Below are 17,028 nucleotides of genomic sequence, written 5' to 3'. Positions count from 1 at the left end.
CAGCGTTCGTCCTGAGCCAGGATCAAACTCTCCATGAAGTAATGGAGCGCAGATTAAGTTCGTCACTTCCTATGACAACATCTGCATGACCTGCATCGCGCAGGCCCCTGACTACGCACATCGCTGTGCGATTTATAAAAATGAATTAACAGGTACGTTTTGTCTTGTTTAGTTTTCAAAGATCATTCGTTGCCTCTCAATGAAGCAGCTTTACTAATATAACATTCAGCTTCTTTGTTGTCAACAACTTTTTCAAATTGTTTTGAAGCTTCTTGTTTTGTCCGCTGTTCATCAGCGACGTTTAATAATATAACATCTGTATTTATTTATTGCAATAGTTTTCACGGAAAAAATTCTATAAAATAAATAAACTATAATCCTCGTCATGTCATCTATCGTGTATTTATCAAATAACTATTTTAAAAGAACATCTACATCAGTAGAATGATCTTGTTGTTTTTTTCTTTTTCTTGTATAGTAGAAACGAATTAAATATTGATGACCACAAGGGGAGCATTAAAGCTGAGAGTGAGCGGTTTCGTTCTGACCCTTTGAACCTGTTAGTTAACGCTGGCGTAGGGATGTGGCAAAGTCAAATGAATTGCAGATCGTAAAGCAGTGCGTGGAACTTTTCTCATCCTTCCGCGTGCTGCTTTTTTGTTGTCCTTTTGGGTTGTCTATCGATGGAAGGGGATTTTTATGAATCAATCTAAGCAACTGGTTCGCCTTATTGAAATTGCAATTATGACTGCGGCTGCTGTTATTTTAGACATCGTCTCAGGAATGTTTCTTAGAATGCCTCAAGGTGGCTCGGTCTCCATCATGATGATTCCGATCTTTTTGATTTCGTTTCGGTGGGGTGTTAAAGCAGGCCTTACTACCGGTCTGCTGACAGGACTAGTTCAGATAGCGATCGGAAACTTATTCGCACAACATCCTATACAGCTTTTCCTAGATTATATTATCGCGTTCACAGCAATTGGAATAAGCGGCTGTTTCGCTTATACTGTCCGCAAAGCAGCTGCAGCAAAAACAAAAGGGAAATTGATTGTTTCAGTTGTCAGCGCAGTTTTTATCGGCAGTTTTCTGCGCTATGCCGCGCATGTCGTTTCAGGGGCTGTGTTTTTCGGCAGCTATGCTCCAAAAGGAACGCCGGTATGGATTTATTCTTTAACTTATAATGCAACTTATATGGTTCCTTCATTCTTCATCTGTGCAATTGTCCTTTGTTTGTTATTTATGACAGCACCGCGTTTGCTCAAAACTGACAAAGCTTAACGTGACAACCCCCAGCGGAATCTGCTGGGGGTTGTTTTTTTACCTGTTAAGAATCGTTATCAAAGCAGAAAGATCCGGCCAGCCAAAACCAATTTCTTTCAGTCTTTCTCCGACAATTTCAAAGCTGTCCTCCGCTTCTCTTTCAGGCGAATAGGATTGATAAAATGTAATCGAGGGGTTTTGCTCAATTACCCAAACAAACATGCTCGAAAAGCCCTGATGAAGCAAAAACTCTGCTCCTTTTGCTAAGAGTGCCCTGCCTGCACCTTGCCGCTGATGCTTTTCTAAAAGGTAAATAGCATATAGCTCGCTGTCATAGCCTTCTTGTTCAGAGCGAATAGGACCAAATGAAGCAAAGCCGAATATTGAATCTTTTTCATCCTGAGCCACAAATAACCCCTTTAACGAACGGCTTTTCCATTTGTCTTCAAATTCCTTGTAGTTCAGACTGTTTAAGTATTCAGCCGGGACAATTCCGCGATATGTTGTCCTCCAACTGTCGACATGCACTTTTGCAATGTCCTTTATATCTTCTAACTTTGCTTCTCGTACAGTTACCATCTGGTTCTATCCTTTCCTTAGTCATTCTTCTCGTGTTTGGACTTCTTTTGCTTCTTTTATTTCATTTGTTAATTCGTTTATGCTTTGTTTTACGTTTCCTTTTCCTGAAAAGTTCTCAATCATTTCTTTCACGTCAATTCCCGATGATGCTTTTAAGCTTTCTTGAAGGCTTGACATTAAGTTTGTCGCATAGCTGGTTACTTTGTTGGCGCCGCTTGATTCACCGCTTCCCCCTGTATCAACAACAGTGATTTTATCAATATTTGAAAGAGGTGCTGCTGCTTGTTTCGCGTATTCCGGAAGCATTTTTACAATCATATCGAAAATCGCAGCCTGTCCGTACTGTTCAAAAGCAGCGGCAATTTTCTCTTTTGCTTCCGCTTCCGCAAGACCTTTTAGACGGATAACCTCAGCTTCTGTTTCCCCTTTCGCTTTTTCAGCTTCTGCTTTTGCAAGTCCGTCAATTCTGACTTTTTCCGCCTCTGCCTTCGCCATTGCTTCTATACTATACTTTTTGGCATCGGCTTCCGCGAGCTGCTTGGCTTTCTCAGCTGCTGCGGACTGCTCGACAGAATAACGGTCTGCATCGGCTTTTTTCTTTACCTCTGAGTCGTATTGGCGTTCACGGCGAAGAATTTCTTTTTCTTCTAGTTCTATTTGTTTTTGGCGTTCGATAATTTTAACCTGCATTTCTTGCTCTGTGACTTGCTTGCGCGCTCTGGCAGTCTCTAAATCATATGCCTGATCGGCATTCGCTTTTGCCGTATCTTGTTCTCTGCGGTATTCAGCCATTTTGAGCTGATTGGTTTTTTCAGCTTCAGCGATTTCCGTCGCCCGTTCAAGTTCTGATTTTTTCGCATCTTTATCTGCTTCTGCCCGCTTAATCCGGGTTTCTTTATCAGCCTCTGCTGTTGCGATATCAGCATCACGTTTTACTTGAGCAATTCTCGGTTTCCCTAATGATTCAAGGTAACCGTTTTTATCACGGACATCTTTAATGGTAAAGGAGACAATCACAAGCCCCATTTTTGCGAGATCCTGTGAGGCGACACGCTGCACCTCTTGAGAGAATTTTTCTCTGTTTTTATAAATTTCTTCGACTGTCATTGAGCCGAGAATGGAACGAAGATGGCCTTCTAAAACCTCACGCGCTTCCTGCTCCCGGTCATCTTTTGATTTCCCTAAAAATTGTTCGGCCGCTGTAGCGATTTCCCCTATAGAACCGCCTATTTTAATAATAGCAGTTCCATCAGCCATTACAGGTACTCCTTGTTCTGTATAGACTTCAGGTGTAGAAACATCAAGTTTGCTTGATAATAGGCTTAGCGGCTCTGCCTGCTGAAAGACGGGAAGGACAAAGGTTCCTCCGCCGCGGACGATTTTAAGACGGTTGCCCCCTTCATCGACATGAACATTTTTATTACCAAGATAGCTCCCCGTTACGATTAACGCTTCGTCAGGCCCTGCCGTACGATACTTTGTGATAAAAACGGCTAACAGTGCAATTAATAAAAAGAATACAACTCCGATGACAATAATGATCGGCATAGTCATTTCACATTCCTCCTTGTTTTAAATAGATTCATGCGGAGTAACCGAAAGAACTCCGTTGTTGATATCTACGACCAAAACCGTTGTTCCGTAACTGATCTGCTGATTCTCAAAGCTGACCGCTGACTTCGAGATGGTGCCGCCTATCCCTTCAATGACCACTTCACCAAACCCGTCAACAGGAACAGCTGTAATCACTTTACCGATTCTCCCTCTTAGATCATCTTCTTTATAAGCCAATGATTCCTCTGCGGATGATAATGGTACCAAAATAAAAATGTGAAGCAATATCACCAGGATGAGCGAAAGGATGCAAGAGAAAAGAGCGGTCAACAGGCTGGACAGGGGCAATATGAGCTCGCCTATATACCCGCCTGCTGAAAAACATGTGAAAAACGCGAGCACCAATGTTGGATTAAGAAACGGAATGCCTTCTGACAGTCCTGCAAATACATCTCCGAAAAATAAAAATAATAGCGTAAGACTGCCCGCAATAATAAGCGTATAAAGATAAATCGTTTGTATAGGTACGCCAAACAACTCCAAATTCCTCATCCTTTCTTCATCAATGCATTGGTGAACGGCTGCCGTTACCATTTATACGAGACATAACGAAAAAAGGTTTCGAAATTTTTAGATAAAACACCCTTTTCGAAGTGCTTTATAAATGATAATTGCTTATATATATGGTAATGTCATTTTAGGAGGAGATATGATGAGTATCTTTAATGAAGCAAGATTAGAGACGTGGAACGAAGTAAAAGGACTTTCTGACGAAAAGCTGAATCAAAAGCCTTCTGCTGAAGAATGGAGTATAAGGGAAGTTCTTGATCATTTGAAAAAAATCGATATGGCCGCACAACAAATGCTGAAGGAGCGTGTAAAGGAAGCTCCTGTTAAAGAAGTTGAAGAAAAAACGCTTGAGGTTGCACAGGACAGAAACAATAAGCGGAAAGCTCCGAGTCACCTAGAGCCTGAGCATGAATTTATTTCAGGCAGCCAAATGAAACGCGAGCTTGACGTGGTGAGAGAACAGCTGACAGCGGCAATTGCCTCGCTAAAAGAAGAAGATTTTGAGAGAGTGCTTCCGCATCCTGTGTTTCAGGAGCTGACTGTCAGACAGTGGATCGATTTTATCGGTCACCACGAAAAACGGCATCTCAGCCAGATTAAAGAAATTAAAGAAAAGGTGGGAAGGGCCTGATTATTCAGACCCTTTCTGCTTTTCGTTTGACTTTTCTATAATAGGAATTAACTTCGATTTCATCGCCTGCGTAAACAGCGCCCGGTCTCTCCACAATACAGACAATCCCTCTTATGCCCAATGCGTGGCGGACGAAAGCCGGCGCCAGCTTCGGCTTTTCCGGATAATAAGACTGAATGACTTCACCCGGCTGGATACAAGGATCATTTTCTCCCTCACATAGCAAAGCGGCACCGCTTGGAAAAATGAGCCGGCTCCCCTCTTTTAATGAAGTGAAATCGTGTATTCCGCTGACTGCGATATTTGCCCCGAGCCATTCCGGCAAAATACTCGACACTCCCATTTTTAAAGCCAACTCATCACATTCCTCTATTGAAACAATTGAAATTTGTCTGCGGTTGAAAATTTCGGTCCCCCTTGAAAACATTGGTTCTCTGGCTCCCGCTTTTTTGGTCAGTCCAAAATGCAAGTCACCGGGGATGCCGCCATAATCAATATCGAGCTTGTCCATTCGCTTTGTTACGAAACTTTCTGTATCTGCGATATACAAGCCTTCTGTTTTTGCAGTCATACGCTTCCACATCATTCGGCACCTTCCTTCTTCTTTAACATATCCATTTATGTTTCATTATCCAAAAAAATCCCGCTCTGTAAAGGAGCGGGACATCTGATTATACAGTTTTAGGTGTAAGGTTAAAACAGCGCTTGTAGATCCAATTGTATGCTTTTTCATTTAAGTCTCTAGGGTTTCCGAAGGTTTGCGGATCTTTCATCGCTTCTTTTGACAAGCGTTCGATCATATCAGGCGATACTCCCTGCTCTTCTAAAGTCGGTACTTCTAAGTCTCCGACTAGGTCATACATCCAATTAACAGATGCTTTCGCAGCTTCTTCTGTTGTCATATTGCTAGTATCAATACCGAACGCTTTTGCAATACGTGCAAATTTCTCAGGATAGCCCTTCCAGTTGTATTCCATGACAGGACCCATCATCGCAGCCACACATTGACCGTGAGCGACTGGAATAATGCCGCCAAGCGTTTGGCTCATCGCATGAGCCGCGCCCGCTGATTCACTGCCGTAAGAAAGACCTGCAAGCATCGCAGCCTGCGCCATTCCGTATCTTGCTTCCAGATCCTCTCCGTCAGCAAATGCTCTTTTAATGTAATGAGCGGCATATTCAATCGCCATTAAGGCAACTGCATCCGTGATTGGCTGAGCAAATTTCATTGTATAGCACTCAATGGCATGAGCAAGCGCATCAATTCCCGTCATGGCTGTTACATGCGGAGGCATTGAAATATGAAGCTCAGGATCAATGATGGTCAGGTGCGCTGCGATCAGCGGACCGCCCGTGTTGAACTTGAATTCTCTTTCTTCATCCGTGATAACAGCCCATTGGGTTACTTCTGAACCTGTTCCGGCTGTTGTCGGAATTGTTGTCAGCGGAGGGATCCGGTTTTCCAGCGGTTTTTTTCCATCTGCCGCTTCATAATCAAGTACGCTTCCTTCGTGTGTTGCTTCTACTCCAATTGCTTTCGCTGTGTCCATGGAGCTTCCGCCTCCGACTGCCACTAAACCATTACAGTTCTCTTTTTTGTATAGCTCAGACCCTTCATTCACAAGACGGACAGGCGGGTTTGGCTCTACTTTATTAAAGAGCACAACTTCAATGCCCGCTCCTTTTAGTGATTCGATTACAGGGTCAACGACGCCGGCTTTATAAATCCCAGGGTCTGTGACAAGGAGTGCTTTCGAAACGCCCAGCGCAGCTATTTCTTCTCCCGTATGCTTGACGGCTCCGATTCCGTGCTTAATCACAGTCGGAATTTCAAATGTGTGGAATTTGTGCATGCTTTCTACTTTCATATTTAATGTCATTATAATCTCTCCCTCTTATGAATTGAACCAATTAACCGCTGCCGGTTTTGTATTGCGATACACATGTTTGACTTCTGTATATTCTTCAAGGCCTATTTTTCCAAGCTCGCGTCCGAATCCGGACTGCTTATAGCCGCCCCATGGCGCCTGCGCAAAATACGGATGGAAATCGTTAATCCAAACCGTTCCCATTCTCAAGCGGGCTGCTACGCGTTCACACTTTTCAATATCTTTAGACCATACCGCTCCGGCCAAGCCATAGATGGTATCATTCGCAAGCGCGATTACCTCATCTTCCGAGCTGAAGGTTTCGACTGTCAATACAGGACCGAATACCTCTTCCTGAACAATTCTCATATTCGATTTACAGTTTGAGAAAATAGTAGGTTCATAGAAAAAGCCGTTTTGTAGCGCAGGGTCTTCCGGACGTTTGCCGCCTGTCTCGAGCTTCGCGCCTTCTTCTATTCCGATCTCTACATATTTTTCTACCTTTGCCCTGTGCTCTGCAGAAATAAGCGGACCGCTTTCTGTCTCTGCGTCAAAACCATTTCCGAGTTTTATGCGTTTTGCCCGTTTGACAAGCTCTGCTAAAAATTGATCGTAAATAGCATCTTCAACAAGCAAGCGGGAACCGGCGGAGCATACTTGGCCGGCGTGGAAAAATACAGCGTTTAATGCCTGATCGACCGCAACTTCTAAATCTGCGTCCTTGAAAACGATATTTGGATTTTTCCCGCCCAATTCAAGCGCGATTTTTTTAACGTTTCCGCTTGCCGCCCGCATGATTTTTTTGCCTGTTTCGATTCCCCCTGTAAATGAAACCAAATCGACGTCTTCGTTTGCGGCAAGCTCGTCGCCCACTGTTGCTCCCGGTCCAAGGACGAGATTTGCGACACCTTTTGGAACACCCGCTTCTTCCATCAGCTTGAACACTTTGATTGTCGTTAGCGGCGTGATCTCACTCGGCTTCATGACGATCGTATTTCCTGCAGCCAGTGCAGGCGCGATTTTCCAGCTCGCTTGCAGGAGCGGATAATTCCATGGCGTAATCTGGCCGCAAACCCCGATTGGCTCTCTGATGATTTTGCTTTCTGAATCAGGGATCGGAGAAGAAATGATCTCTCCACCATCTTTGTCTGCCAATCCGGCGTAATATTGAAATACATTGGCGATATCGTCCATATCGGCCTTACTTTCTTCGAGTGTTTTTCCCGTATCAAGAGATTCAAGTTCAGCCAGCTCATCAAGATCACGTCTAATTAATTCCGCAATTTTCAGAACAATTTTCCCGCGTTCAAGCCCGGATAGAGATGACCATTCTCCTTTGTCAAAGGCTCTTCGCGCGGCTTCGATCGCCTTGATGGCGTCCTCTCGCCCTCCCTCGCTTACGGTTGCAATTTCTTCTTGATTAAATGGGTTGATAATGTTGCGGATCTGCTCTTTTTCGGCGCTGATCCATTCACCGTCAATGTATAATGTTTGACTCATATAAGCCTCCTTGACGTAAATAAAGTTTGTTAAATAAAAATTTAATGTTTTTAACAACCTTAATCTAACATATGGTTTTTAAACTGTCAAAGCCCCATTTTGATTTTTCTTTTTGACTTTTCTTTATGTTTCGTTAAGATAAAGAACATAAAGAAATAACTTAACGAATTTAATTCTCTAAAGGAAAAGAGGGTCAGTATGGATGAAAATCCAGAATTTGCAGTTATAGAACAGGCTCGGGATCTTGTTATCGACTCCATTGCTGAAACGATGGATCTTTACGGAATTACCCGCAGTGTCGGGATTTTATATGGGACGATGTATATGCGGGATGAGATGACGCTTGACGAAATGCGTGAGGAATTGCAAATGAGCAAGCCAAGCATGAGCACAGGTGTCAAAAAACTTCAGGACTTAAATGTGGTGAAAAAAACTTTTCACCGGGGCATCCGCAAGCATACATTTGTAGCTGAAAAAGATTTTTTCAAATTTTTCACGAATTTCTTTCCGCCTAAATGGGAGCGGGAAGTTCAAGTAAATGTAGCAGCGATTGAGGAAGCCCAGGCTGATTTACAAGAGGTTTTAAACAAGGAAGGCCTCAATGAAGACCTCAAAAATGAAGCGCTGCAGCTTTACGAGCAGCTGGAAAGCTCTAGAGCCTACTATGATTGGCTGAAACGGCTTGCTGAATCGGTGCAGAGCGGGGAAATTTTTAAGTTTATACCAATCGAAAGAAAGTAAAGAAGAAAACGTCTGGGAAACCGGGCGTTTTTCTGTTCGTTTGTATGTAATTACTACAAATTTGAAAAATACGGGAAAAACACCCCATTTACTTCCAAAATGTTTGATGTTAATTTTATGTAGGTAAAATTTGTATTTGGCCATTCAGTGGAGGTGAAAAGCGGGCAGGCCTGTAAATTTTTTAACTTTTAAGGGGGAATTTTATTATGAAACGTAAATTATTATCTTCTTTGGCAATTGGTGCATTAAGTCTCGGTTTACTCGTTTCTGCACCTACAGCTTCTTTCGCGGCTGAATCTAAATCAACTTCCGCTCATACTGAGTCTACTATGAGAACACAGTCAACAGCTTCATTGTTTGCAACAATCACAGGGACCAGCAAAACAGAATGGTCTTTCTCCGATATCGAATTGACGTACCGTCCAAATACGCTTCTCAGCCTTGGTGTTATGGAATTTACATTGCCAAGCGGATTTACTGCAAATACAAAAGACACAATGAACGGGCGTGCGTTGCGTGAAACACAGATCCTTAATAACGGGAAAACAGTAAGGGTTCCTCTGGCACTTGATTTGTTAGGAGCTGGCGAATTCAAATTAAAACTAAATAACAAAACACTTCCTGCCGCTGGTACATATACTTTCCGTGCGGAGAATAAATCATTGAGCATCGGAAATAAATTTTACGCCGAAGCCAGCATTGACGTGGCTAAGCGCAGTACTCCTCCGACTCAGCCATGCGGCTGCAACTAAACATGAAGACCGGTTAACGCCGGTCTTTTTTGTGTTTTAACCTCCCCTTTTCCCTCTATTTCCAATTATCTTTTTTCTGGTTTAAAATTTAAATTGACAAACTCTAGAAACAGGAGTAAATTCTTGAGTGTTCAATTTCATAAGAGGCTCTTTTACCGCTTAATCAAACACGAACGGGGGAACCAACGATTGGCTGTTTTATTCACAGCCTAGGGGTGAATCTTACTTAGTAAGAGGGGGTACTCTGAATCCCTAATCCGACAGCTAACCTCGTAGGCGTATCCAGAGAGGAGGTCTATTAGCGGCCATTCTTCGAGATGGTCTTTTTTGCTTCAAAAACGTTAATTTTACTAAGGGAGTTATGAACATTGGGAAAAATAAAAAATAAGCAATTTGCCGTGATTGGGCTGGGCCGGTTTGGCGGAAGCATTTGCAAAGAGCTGCACAGAATGGGGCATGAGGTCCTTGCAATTGATATCAACGAAGAAAAGGTAAATGCATACGCTTCTTACGCAACTCATGCGGTGATTGCCAACGCCACCGAAGAAAACGAATTGCTATCGTTAGGAATACGCAATTTTGAATACGTGGTTGTTGCGATCGGAGCGAATATTCAAGCAAGTACCCTGACCACCTTATTATTAAAGGAATTTGACATCCCGAATATTTGGGTCAAAGCTCAAAACCATTATCACCATAAAGTGCTTGAAAAAATAGGCGCTGACCGTATCATTCACCCTGAAAAGGACATGGGCGTCAAGATCGCACAAAGCCTTTCTGATGAGAACGTTTTAAATTACATTGATTTATCTGATGAGTACAGTATTGTCGAGCTGCTGGCAACACGCAAGCTTAATTCAAAATCAATTACTGATCTGAATGTAAGAGCAAAGTACGGCTGTACAATCCTTGCCATTAAACACCATGGAGATATCCGACTTTCTCCAGCACCCGGAGACATCATTCACGAACAAGATTGCCTGGTGATCATGGGGCACAAAAAGGATATTAGACGTTTTGAAAACGAAGGGATGTAGACAAAGGTGACACTTCAAAAGGATAAAGTGATCAAATGGGTTCGTTTCACACCGCCTCAAGTGCTTGCAATTGGTTTTTTTCTAACCATTATCATCGGGAGTGTGCTGTTAATGCTCCCGATTTCTGCAGCGAAGCCATTATCATGGATCGATGCCCTTTTTACTGCAGCTTCCGCTACAACTGTAACAGGGCTTGCAGTTGTTGATACCGGTACAGATTTTACAATTTTCGGGCAAACTGTCATCATGGGGCTGATTCAGATCGGCGGTCTTGGGTTTATGACTTTTGCTGTTTTGATCGTCATGATATTAGGAAAGAAAATCGGATTAAAAGAACGAATGCTGGTTCAGGAAGCCTTAAACCAGCCGACAATCGGCGGTGTCGTAGGTCTTGTCAAGGTTCTGTTCCTGTTTTCGATCAGTATTGAGCTGATAGCAGCTCTTATCTTATCCATCCGGTTTGTGCCCCAGTATGGCTGGGCATTCGGCTTGTTTGCCAGTCTGTTTCATGCAATATCTGCTTTTAACAATGCCGGATTTTCGTTGTGGCCGGATAACTTGATGAGCTTCGTTGGAGATCCTACAATTAACATCGTGATTACTTTTTTATTTATTACAGGAGGGATCGGATTTACAGTTCTGTTTGACATCATGAAAAACCGGCGATTCAAAGCCTTTTCCTTACATACGAAGCTCATGCTTACAGGTACATTGATTCTGAATGCAGTTGCTATGCTGGTGATTTTCACTTTAGAGTATAGCAACCCCGGCACGCTCGGCCACCTGCATATAGGAGATAAACTGTGGGCTTCCTATTTTCAGGCTGTAACGCCGAGAACCGCAGGCTTCAATTCCCTCGATATTGGGAGTATGAGAGAAGGAACGATTGTATTTACGTTATTATTGATGTTTATCGGAGCAGGCAGCGCTTCAACAGCGAGCGGTATTAAACTGACCACGTTCATCGTGATTTTAATGTCTGTTATCGCTTATCTGCGAGGAAAAAAAGAAACGGTTATTTTCCGCCGCTCCATCAAATACCCGATTATCATAAAAGCTCTAGCTGTCAGCGTCACCAGCTTGTTCATTGTGTTTTTAGGAATTTTCGCCCTGACGATCACAGAACAAGCACCGTTTATCCAAATTGTGTTTGAAACCTTTTCAGCATTCGGAACTGTCGGTCTATCAATGGGATTGACTCCCGAACTCACAGAAGCGGGAAAATGTATCATTATTGTCATCATGTTCATCGGAAGAATTGGTCCTCTGACGTTCGTGTTTTCATTCGCGAAAACAGAGAAATCAAATATTCGTTATCCTGATGGTGAGGTGTTTACGGGGTGATAGTAAAAAATCCGGCGTGCAGGCGCCGGATTTTTTTTATGATTCGATATGAGATTGATTGTGTCTTTTTTCCTGCTCCGCGATGATTTCGTTATCTTCTGCGTTATCACGGGTCACTTTTTGTGTAAGAATCGCACCGACCGCTACAAGTATCATAACGGCAATATAATAGCCTTTTTCATTGAGTTCCAGATTATCAGCATTATAGAGTCCGACACTAAACAAAAATACTCCCGCAAAAAAAGTGAAATAAGCTAATACTGTAAAAGCAACCGTGTTTCTCCGTCTATATTTCTGCATCTTTGTTCCTCCTGAAAACATAGTCAATAAGTGATAACTTCCGTGGAATATTATACCTCAAATTCCCCTGAATGGAACATAGAAATAAAAATACCAGTAAAAACAGCTTAGGTTGCTTCCTTTATTTCAACAGCTGAATCGTCAATCCAACCGATGAGCTTATCATTGATTTGAAATTGGTACCATACGGACTGGCCCTTCTGCTTTTTAGATACTACCTTTATGTCCTTTCCGATGTAAGATTGGGCAGAGGTAAGTCTTATGGACCTATCATCAGTAGAAGGCTTGGACCATACGTCTTGAACGGCACTGTCTTTAATGGAGCCGATGAAATCCACAGATTTCAAGGATGGATTGACCTCATCGTACGCATCTAAATCATATTTTTCCACAATAGCGCTGAGTTTGTCAGCGTAATCAGGATCTGTAGCATATCCTGCTGTTTGCAAGGCGGTTGCCGCTTCCTTATAATCCCCAGCATCAAGCACCGGTTTATACTTCTTTTTATTCCATGATGTGCCGCGGACAAACAATTGGGCATGGTCATCCATAGATTCAAAAAACGTGCTGTATTTGCGAAACTTTGCGCGAATGGTTTTTCTTTCCCCTTTTTCAAATTCATCCGTTTCCATCGTGACGTGATGGCCTTTATAATTTCCTTTTACACCAAAAAGGTTATTGGCCTGAGTAGCAAGCTCGCTGTTCCCCCAGTCAGATTCGAGAATGGCCTGAGCGATCGTGATGCTGGGGAGGACATGATATTTCTCATACAAAATTTGCGCATGCCCGGACAGGCTGTCAATAAATACTTGCTGTTCATCAATTTCTTCAGGTTCTTTGGCTGTTTCAATCGGTTTTGATAAAGTTGTGGCTAAAACAAAAAAGGCTAACGGAATCGATACAATGAAAAATAGTGTAATCAAGAGTCTGCGTTTTTTCAGTTTTTTACGGGCCATGAATACCTTCCTTCGAGTTAAAAGATTACGAATGTAAAAGAATCTACCTTTTAGAATTTTACTTTGACTTCTAATATTTTTCAATTCTTTAGGCAGAAAGTTGGGAAAAGATTGCAAACAAAAAACCTTTTCACTAGAAATGGTTCAGATTGTTGACAAAATCCTTGAAGTCTAGGAAGGACGACATTGGAGCCGACTTCCGCAGGATGCGGTAACAGCGGCGTTTGAGCAGGACACTCAGGATAAAAGAAATCATGATAAGGAGGCATCATAGAATCTTGCAGAGCTAGATAGATCGGACGGGCGCCGAATTTTTTCCTCAGCAGCGGACCTGCCGGCAAAAATAATGCAAAGGCCATATTGCCGAATAATATTTGATTCACTGATATGAAGTCCCTCCGACCGTCTTCTGAACAAGGCCTTGAACTGACGACAATGCCGTGTTAAACATTAATCTCGGCCCGACAGCTAAAACAGCGAGCAAAGAAATCATCCAACAGTGTTTTGTCTTCATGTTGTCATTCCTTCCTATAAATGCATACGAAACACATCATTTTAAAAAACAAAAGAAGCTAATAGATTTTGCATGCCATTAGCTTTCATTCTAATACTCTACCTATCATGGGAAATGATATTAATTTAAATATGTGAAAAAGTGATCATATGTTCAAGTATTGTTCCTAATCGATTAGGTTTTTCTAATGACAGAAATTTCAAGTATAAAACAAAAGCCTGAACAGCTTTTGCCCGATATCGTAATTTTGAGCCAAAGCGGGCTAAAACTTCACTTATGAGTCCCTGCTTACTCCCTCAGGCGACCATTTTAAAGTTCACCGGAAAATCCTGTCGTGACATGTTCAAAAAAACAGCAAACGAACCTTTCCCTCAAAAACAAACAAAAAAACCCTTATAGAATAAGGGTTTAAAGGTATGGAGCCAAGGGGGCTCGAACCCCTGACCTCTACGCTGCCAGTGTGGAGATGGGTTTCTGATACGAACAGACGTTTTATACTCAAACCCTATTTTATAGGGTTTTCTTACATAAGTTTCTGATTGAAAATATTCTTTTTTGATTAAAAATGAGGAAGTTGGTCCCCAATTCGTCCCCATCTGTCCCCAAATCCAAATTATTGACAAAGGAACTTACGTTCGAATATCATCCTTGTAGGAGATGATCAAATGACTGATTTTGAACGGAAAGTATATCAGATCATAGTGAACATGCAGTTATATGGTAAGAATCCAACTTTGAACGATTTGAAAAGGAAAACAGGAAAAAGTGAAGAGGATATTCGTGCAGCTGTGAAGAACCTTTTGATGAAAGGTGAATTGAAGTGGGATAAGCAACAAAAAAAGTGGATAATAAATTAAAATAATTAAAAAAAGCTCACCAGTTGGTGGGCTCTACGCACTTGTTTCTTGTAAACTAATAATTTTAAAAAAATTTTCATTAGGATGATCTTTTTTCACTTTCATTCTCATGCTATCTAAAGTATCAGTAGTGACGAAATACAAATTATGTTTTATATTACTTTGAGTCAACTCTCGATTTAAATATTTCATAAAACTCATCTCTGGACATTTAATTCTATCTGGTCTTACTTTACACTCAAAAAATTCCCCATATTCTCCATTCCAAAAACCGAGGTCTACCGTTGTTCTACTAAAACACTCAGGATTATTTTCATCATTATGACTAGGACAATGATATTTTAATTCGTTAGGATAACCATCCTTATCCATAATAACGACTTGTGCCCCCCAGCCAAAAGATTCTGCATTCACTATTGATTGGCTGTATCTCCCTAGCAATAAACCTTCTGTTAATGTGCCTCTAAGTTTATTTAAATCGTAGTCGTCGTTACACTCTGAAACCGCCTTTTCTAATATATCAATAAGTGTTTGTCCATCTTCAAACAAAGAAAACTTAGTTTTAAACAACATTAATAGTTTGGGGATGTTATCTATACTCCATTTAGTTCGAATAACTTTGATTAAAGATAAACATGATTCTCTTTTTACAGAAAAATGATTTGCAATTTCTATGGCGGTTGACACAAAACTATCAATTTTATCTTTTCTAACAAAGGTAATACTCATAGTTACTCCGACTTTTCCATGTTTTCGTTTAAGGATTCAAGTATGTCCATTGTAGGAATTGTGTAAACGGGGAAACCCATTCTTGATAATAGACTTGATACACATTCTCTGGCTTATGGGAGTAATAAAGGGACAACAGAGTGCAAATTATATTCTTCAAAACCCTGTTTATCTATACTTTCGTCTAACAATTCAGTCTTTCCTAAATAGACTACATCGATTAAAAAAGGACCATCTTCTTTAAAATGTACTTTCGCATGTAATTTTATATGTGCTTCCCTATCTGATATGACTTCAACGTGCCTGTTCAGTTCAAGAGAAAGATTTCTATTTTTAGAACTAGCATCTAAAAGCGAACAATTTATTGAATGTAATTTCACTTCTCTTAATTGAACCGCTGTTTTTATTAACTTGTAGTATTCAAAAGTTTCCATATGTAAATTCCTCCATATAAAAAGGGACCTGCTCAGCAGATCCCCAGTCTAACGTTCCTGATACAAGTTCGCCAATTATATAATCATCAATTATTTCGTAAGCATTTTCTTCAATTGCAATCTCAATTGAATGTGTAGTTTCTATTTCATCTTCTATAGAAGCTGCAATCTCATTACAAGAAGATATATATTCCGGCAAACTGTTTACGAACGAAATAATACACGCTCTAACTTCTTCTGGATCTGAAAAATCCATCTCGTTTTCTAATACAAACTCATCAATTTCAATCATCGCAATTAGTTTTTCATTATCAGGTAAATTGCTGAAGTCAATATTATGAAGTCGAGGCAGGCCTTTTTCTAATAACCATTCTAAAAATGGTTCATCCAAGGACTTATCCCTACTTTCATATGCTTTTTGAATAAGTTCATTGATATCTTTAGAATCGCTAATAGAAAAATATTCGCTTAGAGCATCACGGCACAAAATTAACATTCTGTCAACAGACTCATTAACTTTGGTTTCTGCGTACATTGGCTCCAATTCGAACCATTCTCTTATATTCATAATAAGCACCTCCCGACAAATAACCATATATTATATCCAATATTGCACAAGAAAACAAGTGGAAAATTTTTGTTTATCTTGCCTTAATATACTACAGCAACTCTCAGTTTACAAGAGAAAAGTTTGTTCTATTTTGTACATACCCTTACGGAATCCTTATGAATCATGCATTGAGCACACGAAATTTTTTTAAATTGTTTAAAACCATTTTAGTCGGAATTTTCTTAAATTATTCCATGAATATATTTCAGTTCCCTTATTGAAGCAAAGTTTTTAGTTAAGTGGCAAACGTATGACGAATAAAAACCCTCCTCAACTTGAGAAGGGCTTCACTCATCATACGGCCGGTACTTCTTCCGGCCGGCTTCTAATTCTTTTTTCTTTTCTTCTAGGTCAGTTCGAAGAAACAAGCTTATCCCTCTCAATTTTTTAATTGGATTAAGCTTTCCGCTGCTTATAAGCTGGCTCATGCGTGCCCGATTAACCCCGAGTAACTCTGCTGCCTCGTTAGTGGTGAGGACTTCACGTCTAATGAAGTCCTCGACCTCCTGACGGCTTTTCAAATGGTATTCCATGTTATCTTCTCCTTAAATCCTTAATGATCGTGTAAATGGTTAACGTTAAGACAAAGATCATAACGCCTGTTGTAAAAGGGTTTGTCCAAAATGAGCGCAGACCAATGGATGCAACACTAAGCAGTATCATGGAAAAAATGAATGTTTGTTTTCTCTTCATATTGTATGCTAGACTGTTTATAATTATATTGAGAAGCGAGCGACCAACTCGCTTCCCTTTACACTTAGTCCTTCTTATTATTCTTCTTTGCATCGTGTG

19 protein-coding genes, 1 pseudogene and 2 riboswitches are annotated in these 17,028 nt (G+C 41.0%); of the genes and pseudogenes, 7 read left to right on the top strand and 13 right to left on the bottom strand.

Features of this window, described 5'->3' with window-relative positions:
- Positions 1-497 precede the first annotated feature (497 nt).
- A riboswitch (TPP riboswitch) is annotated at positions 498-599 on the top strand.
- Positions 600-699: 100 nt separating this feature from the next.
- Complete coding sequence (thiT, locus tag V6D41_RS14220) at positions 700-1,278, top strand: energy-coupled thiamine transporter ThiT (protein ID WP_148963906.1); 579 nt, start codon at positions 700-702, stop codon at positions 1,276-1,278.
- Between the two features lie 39 nt (positions 1,279-1,317).
- On the opposite strand, the gene V6D41_RS14215 is transcribed toward thiT, so the two are convergent.
- Genes V6D41_RS14215 through V6D41_RS14205 form a run of 3 tightly spaced genes read right to left on the bottom strand, consistent with a single transcriptional unit; the run spans position 1,318 to position 3,936 of the window.
- Positions 1,318-1,839, bottom strand: a complete 522-nt coding sequence (locus V6D41_RS14215; RefSeq protein WP_333518627.1) for a GNAT family N-acetyltransferase — start codon at positions 1,837-1,839, stop codon at positions 1,318-1,320.
- A 21-nt stretch (positions 1,840-1,860) separates the two neighbouring features.
- Positions 1,861-3,393: a flotillin lipid rafts scaffold protein FloT gene (gene floT, locus V6D41_RS14210; protein WP_289347951.1), complete on the bottom strand. Its 1,533-nt coding sequence runs from the start codon at positions 3,391-3,393 to the stop codon at positions 1,861-1,863.
- An 18-nt stretch (positions 3,394-3,411) separates the two neighbouring features.
- Entirely contained in the window at positions 3,412-3,936 is a 525-nt protein-coding gene (locus V6D41_RS14205; RefSeq protein ID WP_333518626.1) for an NfeD family protein, read from the bottom strand.
- Positions 3,937-4,105: 169 nt separating this feature from the next.
- On the opposite strand from V6D41_RS14205, the gene V6D41_RS14200 reads away from it, so the two are divergent.
- On the top strand, positions 4,106-4,594 hold the full coding sequence (locus V6D41_RS14200) for a DinB family protein (RefSeq protein WP_148963910.1): 489 nt from the start codon (positions 4,106-4,108) through the stop codon (positions 4,592-4,594).
- Positions 4,595-4,598: 4 nt separating this feature from the next.
- On the opposite strand, the gene V6D41_RS14195 is transcribed toward V6D41_RS14200, so the two are convergent.
- From V6D41_RS14195 to betB, 3 genes are all read right to left on the bottom strand, one after another.
- Positions 4,599-5,177, bottom strand: a complete 579-nt coding sequence (locus tag V6D41_RS14195) for an MOSC domain-containing protein (RefSeq protein ID WP_333518635.1) — start codon at positions 5,175-5,177, stop codon at positions 4,599-4,601.
- A gap of 88 nt (positions 5,178-5,265) precedes the next feature.
- Positions 5,266-6,474: a choline dehydrogenase gene (gene gbsB / locus V6D41_RS14190; protein WP_148963911.1), complete on the bottom strand. Its 1,209-nt coding sequence runs from the start codon at positions 6,472-6,474 to the stop codon at positions 5,266-5,268.
- A gap of 15 nt (positions 6,475-6,489) precedes the next feature.
- Entirely contained in the window at positions 6,490-7,962 is a 1,473-nt protein-coding gene (gene betB, locus V6D41_RS14185; RefSeq protein ID WP_333518625.1) for a betaine-aldehyde dehydrogenase, read from the bottom strand.
- A gap of 198 nt (positions 7,963-8,160) precedes the next feature.
- Between betB and cudC the strand changes: the two genes are divergently transcribed.
- From cudC to ktrB, 4 genes are all read left to right on the top strand, one after another.
- Entirely contained in the window at positions 8,161-8,703 is a 543-nt protein-coding gene (gene cudC, locus V6D41_RS14180; RefSeq protein ID WP_087993352.1) for a choline uptake/conversion transcriptional regulator CudC, read from the top strand.
- A 206-nt stretch (positions 8,704-8,909) separates the two neighbouring features.
- Positions 8,910-9,455, top strand: coding sequence for a biofilm surface layer hydrophobin BslA (bslA, locus tag V6D41_RS14175; protein WP_148963914.1), 546 nt, complete (start codon positions 8,910-8,912; stop codon positions 9,453-9,455).
- 146 nt (positions 9,456-9,601) lie between these two features.
- A riboswitch (cyclic di-AMP (ydaO/yuaA leader) is annotated at positions 9,602-9,750 on the top strand.
- Positions 9,751-9,823: 73 nt separating this feature from the next.
- Positions 9,824-10,492 (top strand): potassium uptake protein KtrA, encoded by a 669-nt coding sequence (gene ktrA / locus V6D41_RS14170; RefSeq protein ID WP_087993354.1) that lies wholly within the window; start codon positions 9,824-9,826, stop codon positions 10,490-10,492.
- Positions 10,493-10,498: 6 nt separating this feature from the next.
- Positions 10,499-11,836 (top strand): Ktr system potassium transporter KtrB, encoded by a 1,338-nt coding sequence (gene ktrB / locus V6D41_RS14165; RefSeq protein WP_333518624.1) that lies wholly within the window; start codon positions 10,499-10,501, stop codon positions 11,834-11,836.
- A gap of 36 nt (positions 11,837-11,872) precedes the next feature.
- Here the strand turns inward: ktrB and V6D41_RS14160 are convergent, their stop codons facing one another.
- From V6D41_RS14160 to V6D41_RS14150, 3 genes and pseudogenes are all read right to left on the bottom strand, one after another.
- Positions 11,873-12,136 (bottom strand): YiaA/YiaB family inner membrane protein, encoded by a 264-nt coding sequence (locus tag V6D41_RS14160; RefSeq protein WP_087993356.1) that lies wholly within the window; start codon positions 12,134-12,136, stop codon positions 11,873-11,875.
- 107 nt (positions 12,137-12,243) lie between these two features.
- A complete protein-coding gene (locus V6D41_RS14155; RefSeq protein WP_333518623.1) occupies positions 12,244-13,092 on the bottom strand; it encodes a glucosaminidase domain-containing protein in 849 nt (282 codons plus the stop codon).
- 284 nt (positions 13,093-13,376) lie between these two features.
- Positions 13,377-13,606 (bottom strand): annotated as a pseudogene (locus V6D41_RS14150) (MFS transporter); the annotation flags it as partial.
- 665 nt (positions 13,607-14,271) lie between these two features.
- Here V6D41_RS14150 and V6D41_RS14145 point away from each other — a divergent pair.
- Positions 14,272-14,463 carry a hypothetical protein gene (locus tag V6D41_RS14145; RefSeq protein ID WP_333518622.1) on the top strand — a complete coding sequence of 64 codons (192 nt, stop codon included), beginning with the start codon at positions 14,272-14,274 and terminating at the stop codon, positions 14,461-14,463.
- A gap of 33 nt (positions 14,464-14,496) precedes the next feature.
- Here the strand turns inward: V6D41_RS14145 and V6D41_RS14140 are convergent, their stop codons facing one another.
- The 4 genes from V6D41_RS14140 to V6D41_RS14125 all read right to left on the bottom strand — a co-directional run bounded on the left by V6D41_RS14140 (position 14,497) and on the right by V6D41_RS14125 (position 16,769).
- Positions 14,497-15,192 carry a hypothetical protein gene (locus V6D41_RS14140; protein ID WP_333518621.1) on the bottom strand — a complete coding sequence of 232 codons (696 nt, stop codon included), beginning with the start codon at positions 15,190-15,192 and terminating at the stop codon, positions 14,497-14,499.
- A gap of 113 nt (positions 15,193-15,305) precedes the next feature.
- Positions 15,306-15,626, bottom strand: coding sequence for a hypothetical protein (locus tag V6D41_RS14135; protein WP_333518620.1), 321 nt, complete (start codon positions 15,624-15,626; stop codon positions 15,306-15,308).
- Positions 15,613-16,194 carry a hypothetical protein gene (locus V6D41_RS14130; RefSeq protein WP_333518619.1) on the bottom strand — a complete coding sequence of 194 codons (582 nt, stop codon included), beginning with the start codon at positions 16,192-16,194 and terminating at the stop codon, positions 15,613-15,615. The genes V6D41_RS14135 and V6D41_RS14130 overlap by 14 nt, the downstream gene beginning before the upstream one ends.
- A gap of 329 nt (positions 16,195-16,523) precedes the next feature.
- A complete protein-coding gene (locus V6D41_RS14125) occupies positions 16,524-16,769 on the bottom strand; it encodes a helix-turn-helix domain-containing protein (RefSeq protein ID WP_333518618.1) in 246 nt (81 codons plus the stop codon).
- Positions 16,770-17,028 lie beyond the last annotated feature (259 nt).

Source organism: Bacillus sp. 0102A (genome assembly GCF_036765155.1).
GTDB lineage: Bacteria > Bacillota > Bacilli > Bacillales > Bacillaceae > Bacillus > Bacillus subtilis_G.
The sequence above is the reverse complement of the archived record's forward strand: the minus strand, read 5'-3'. Positions and strand labels throughout refer to the sequence as shown.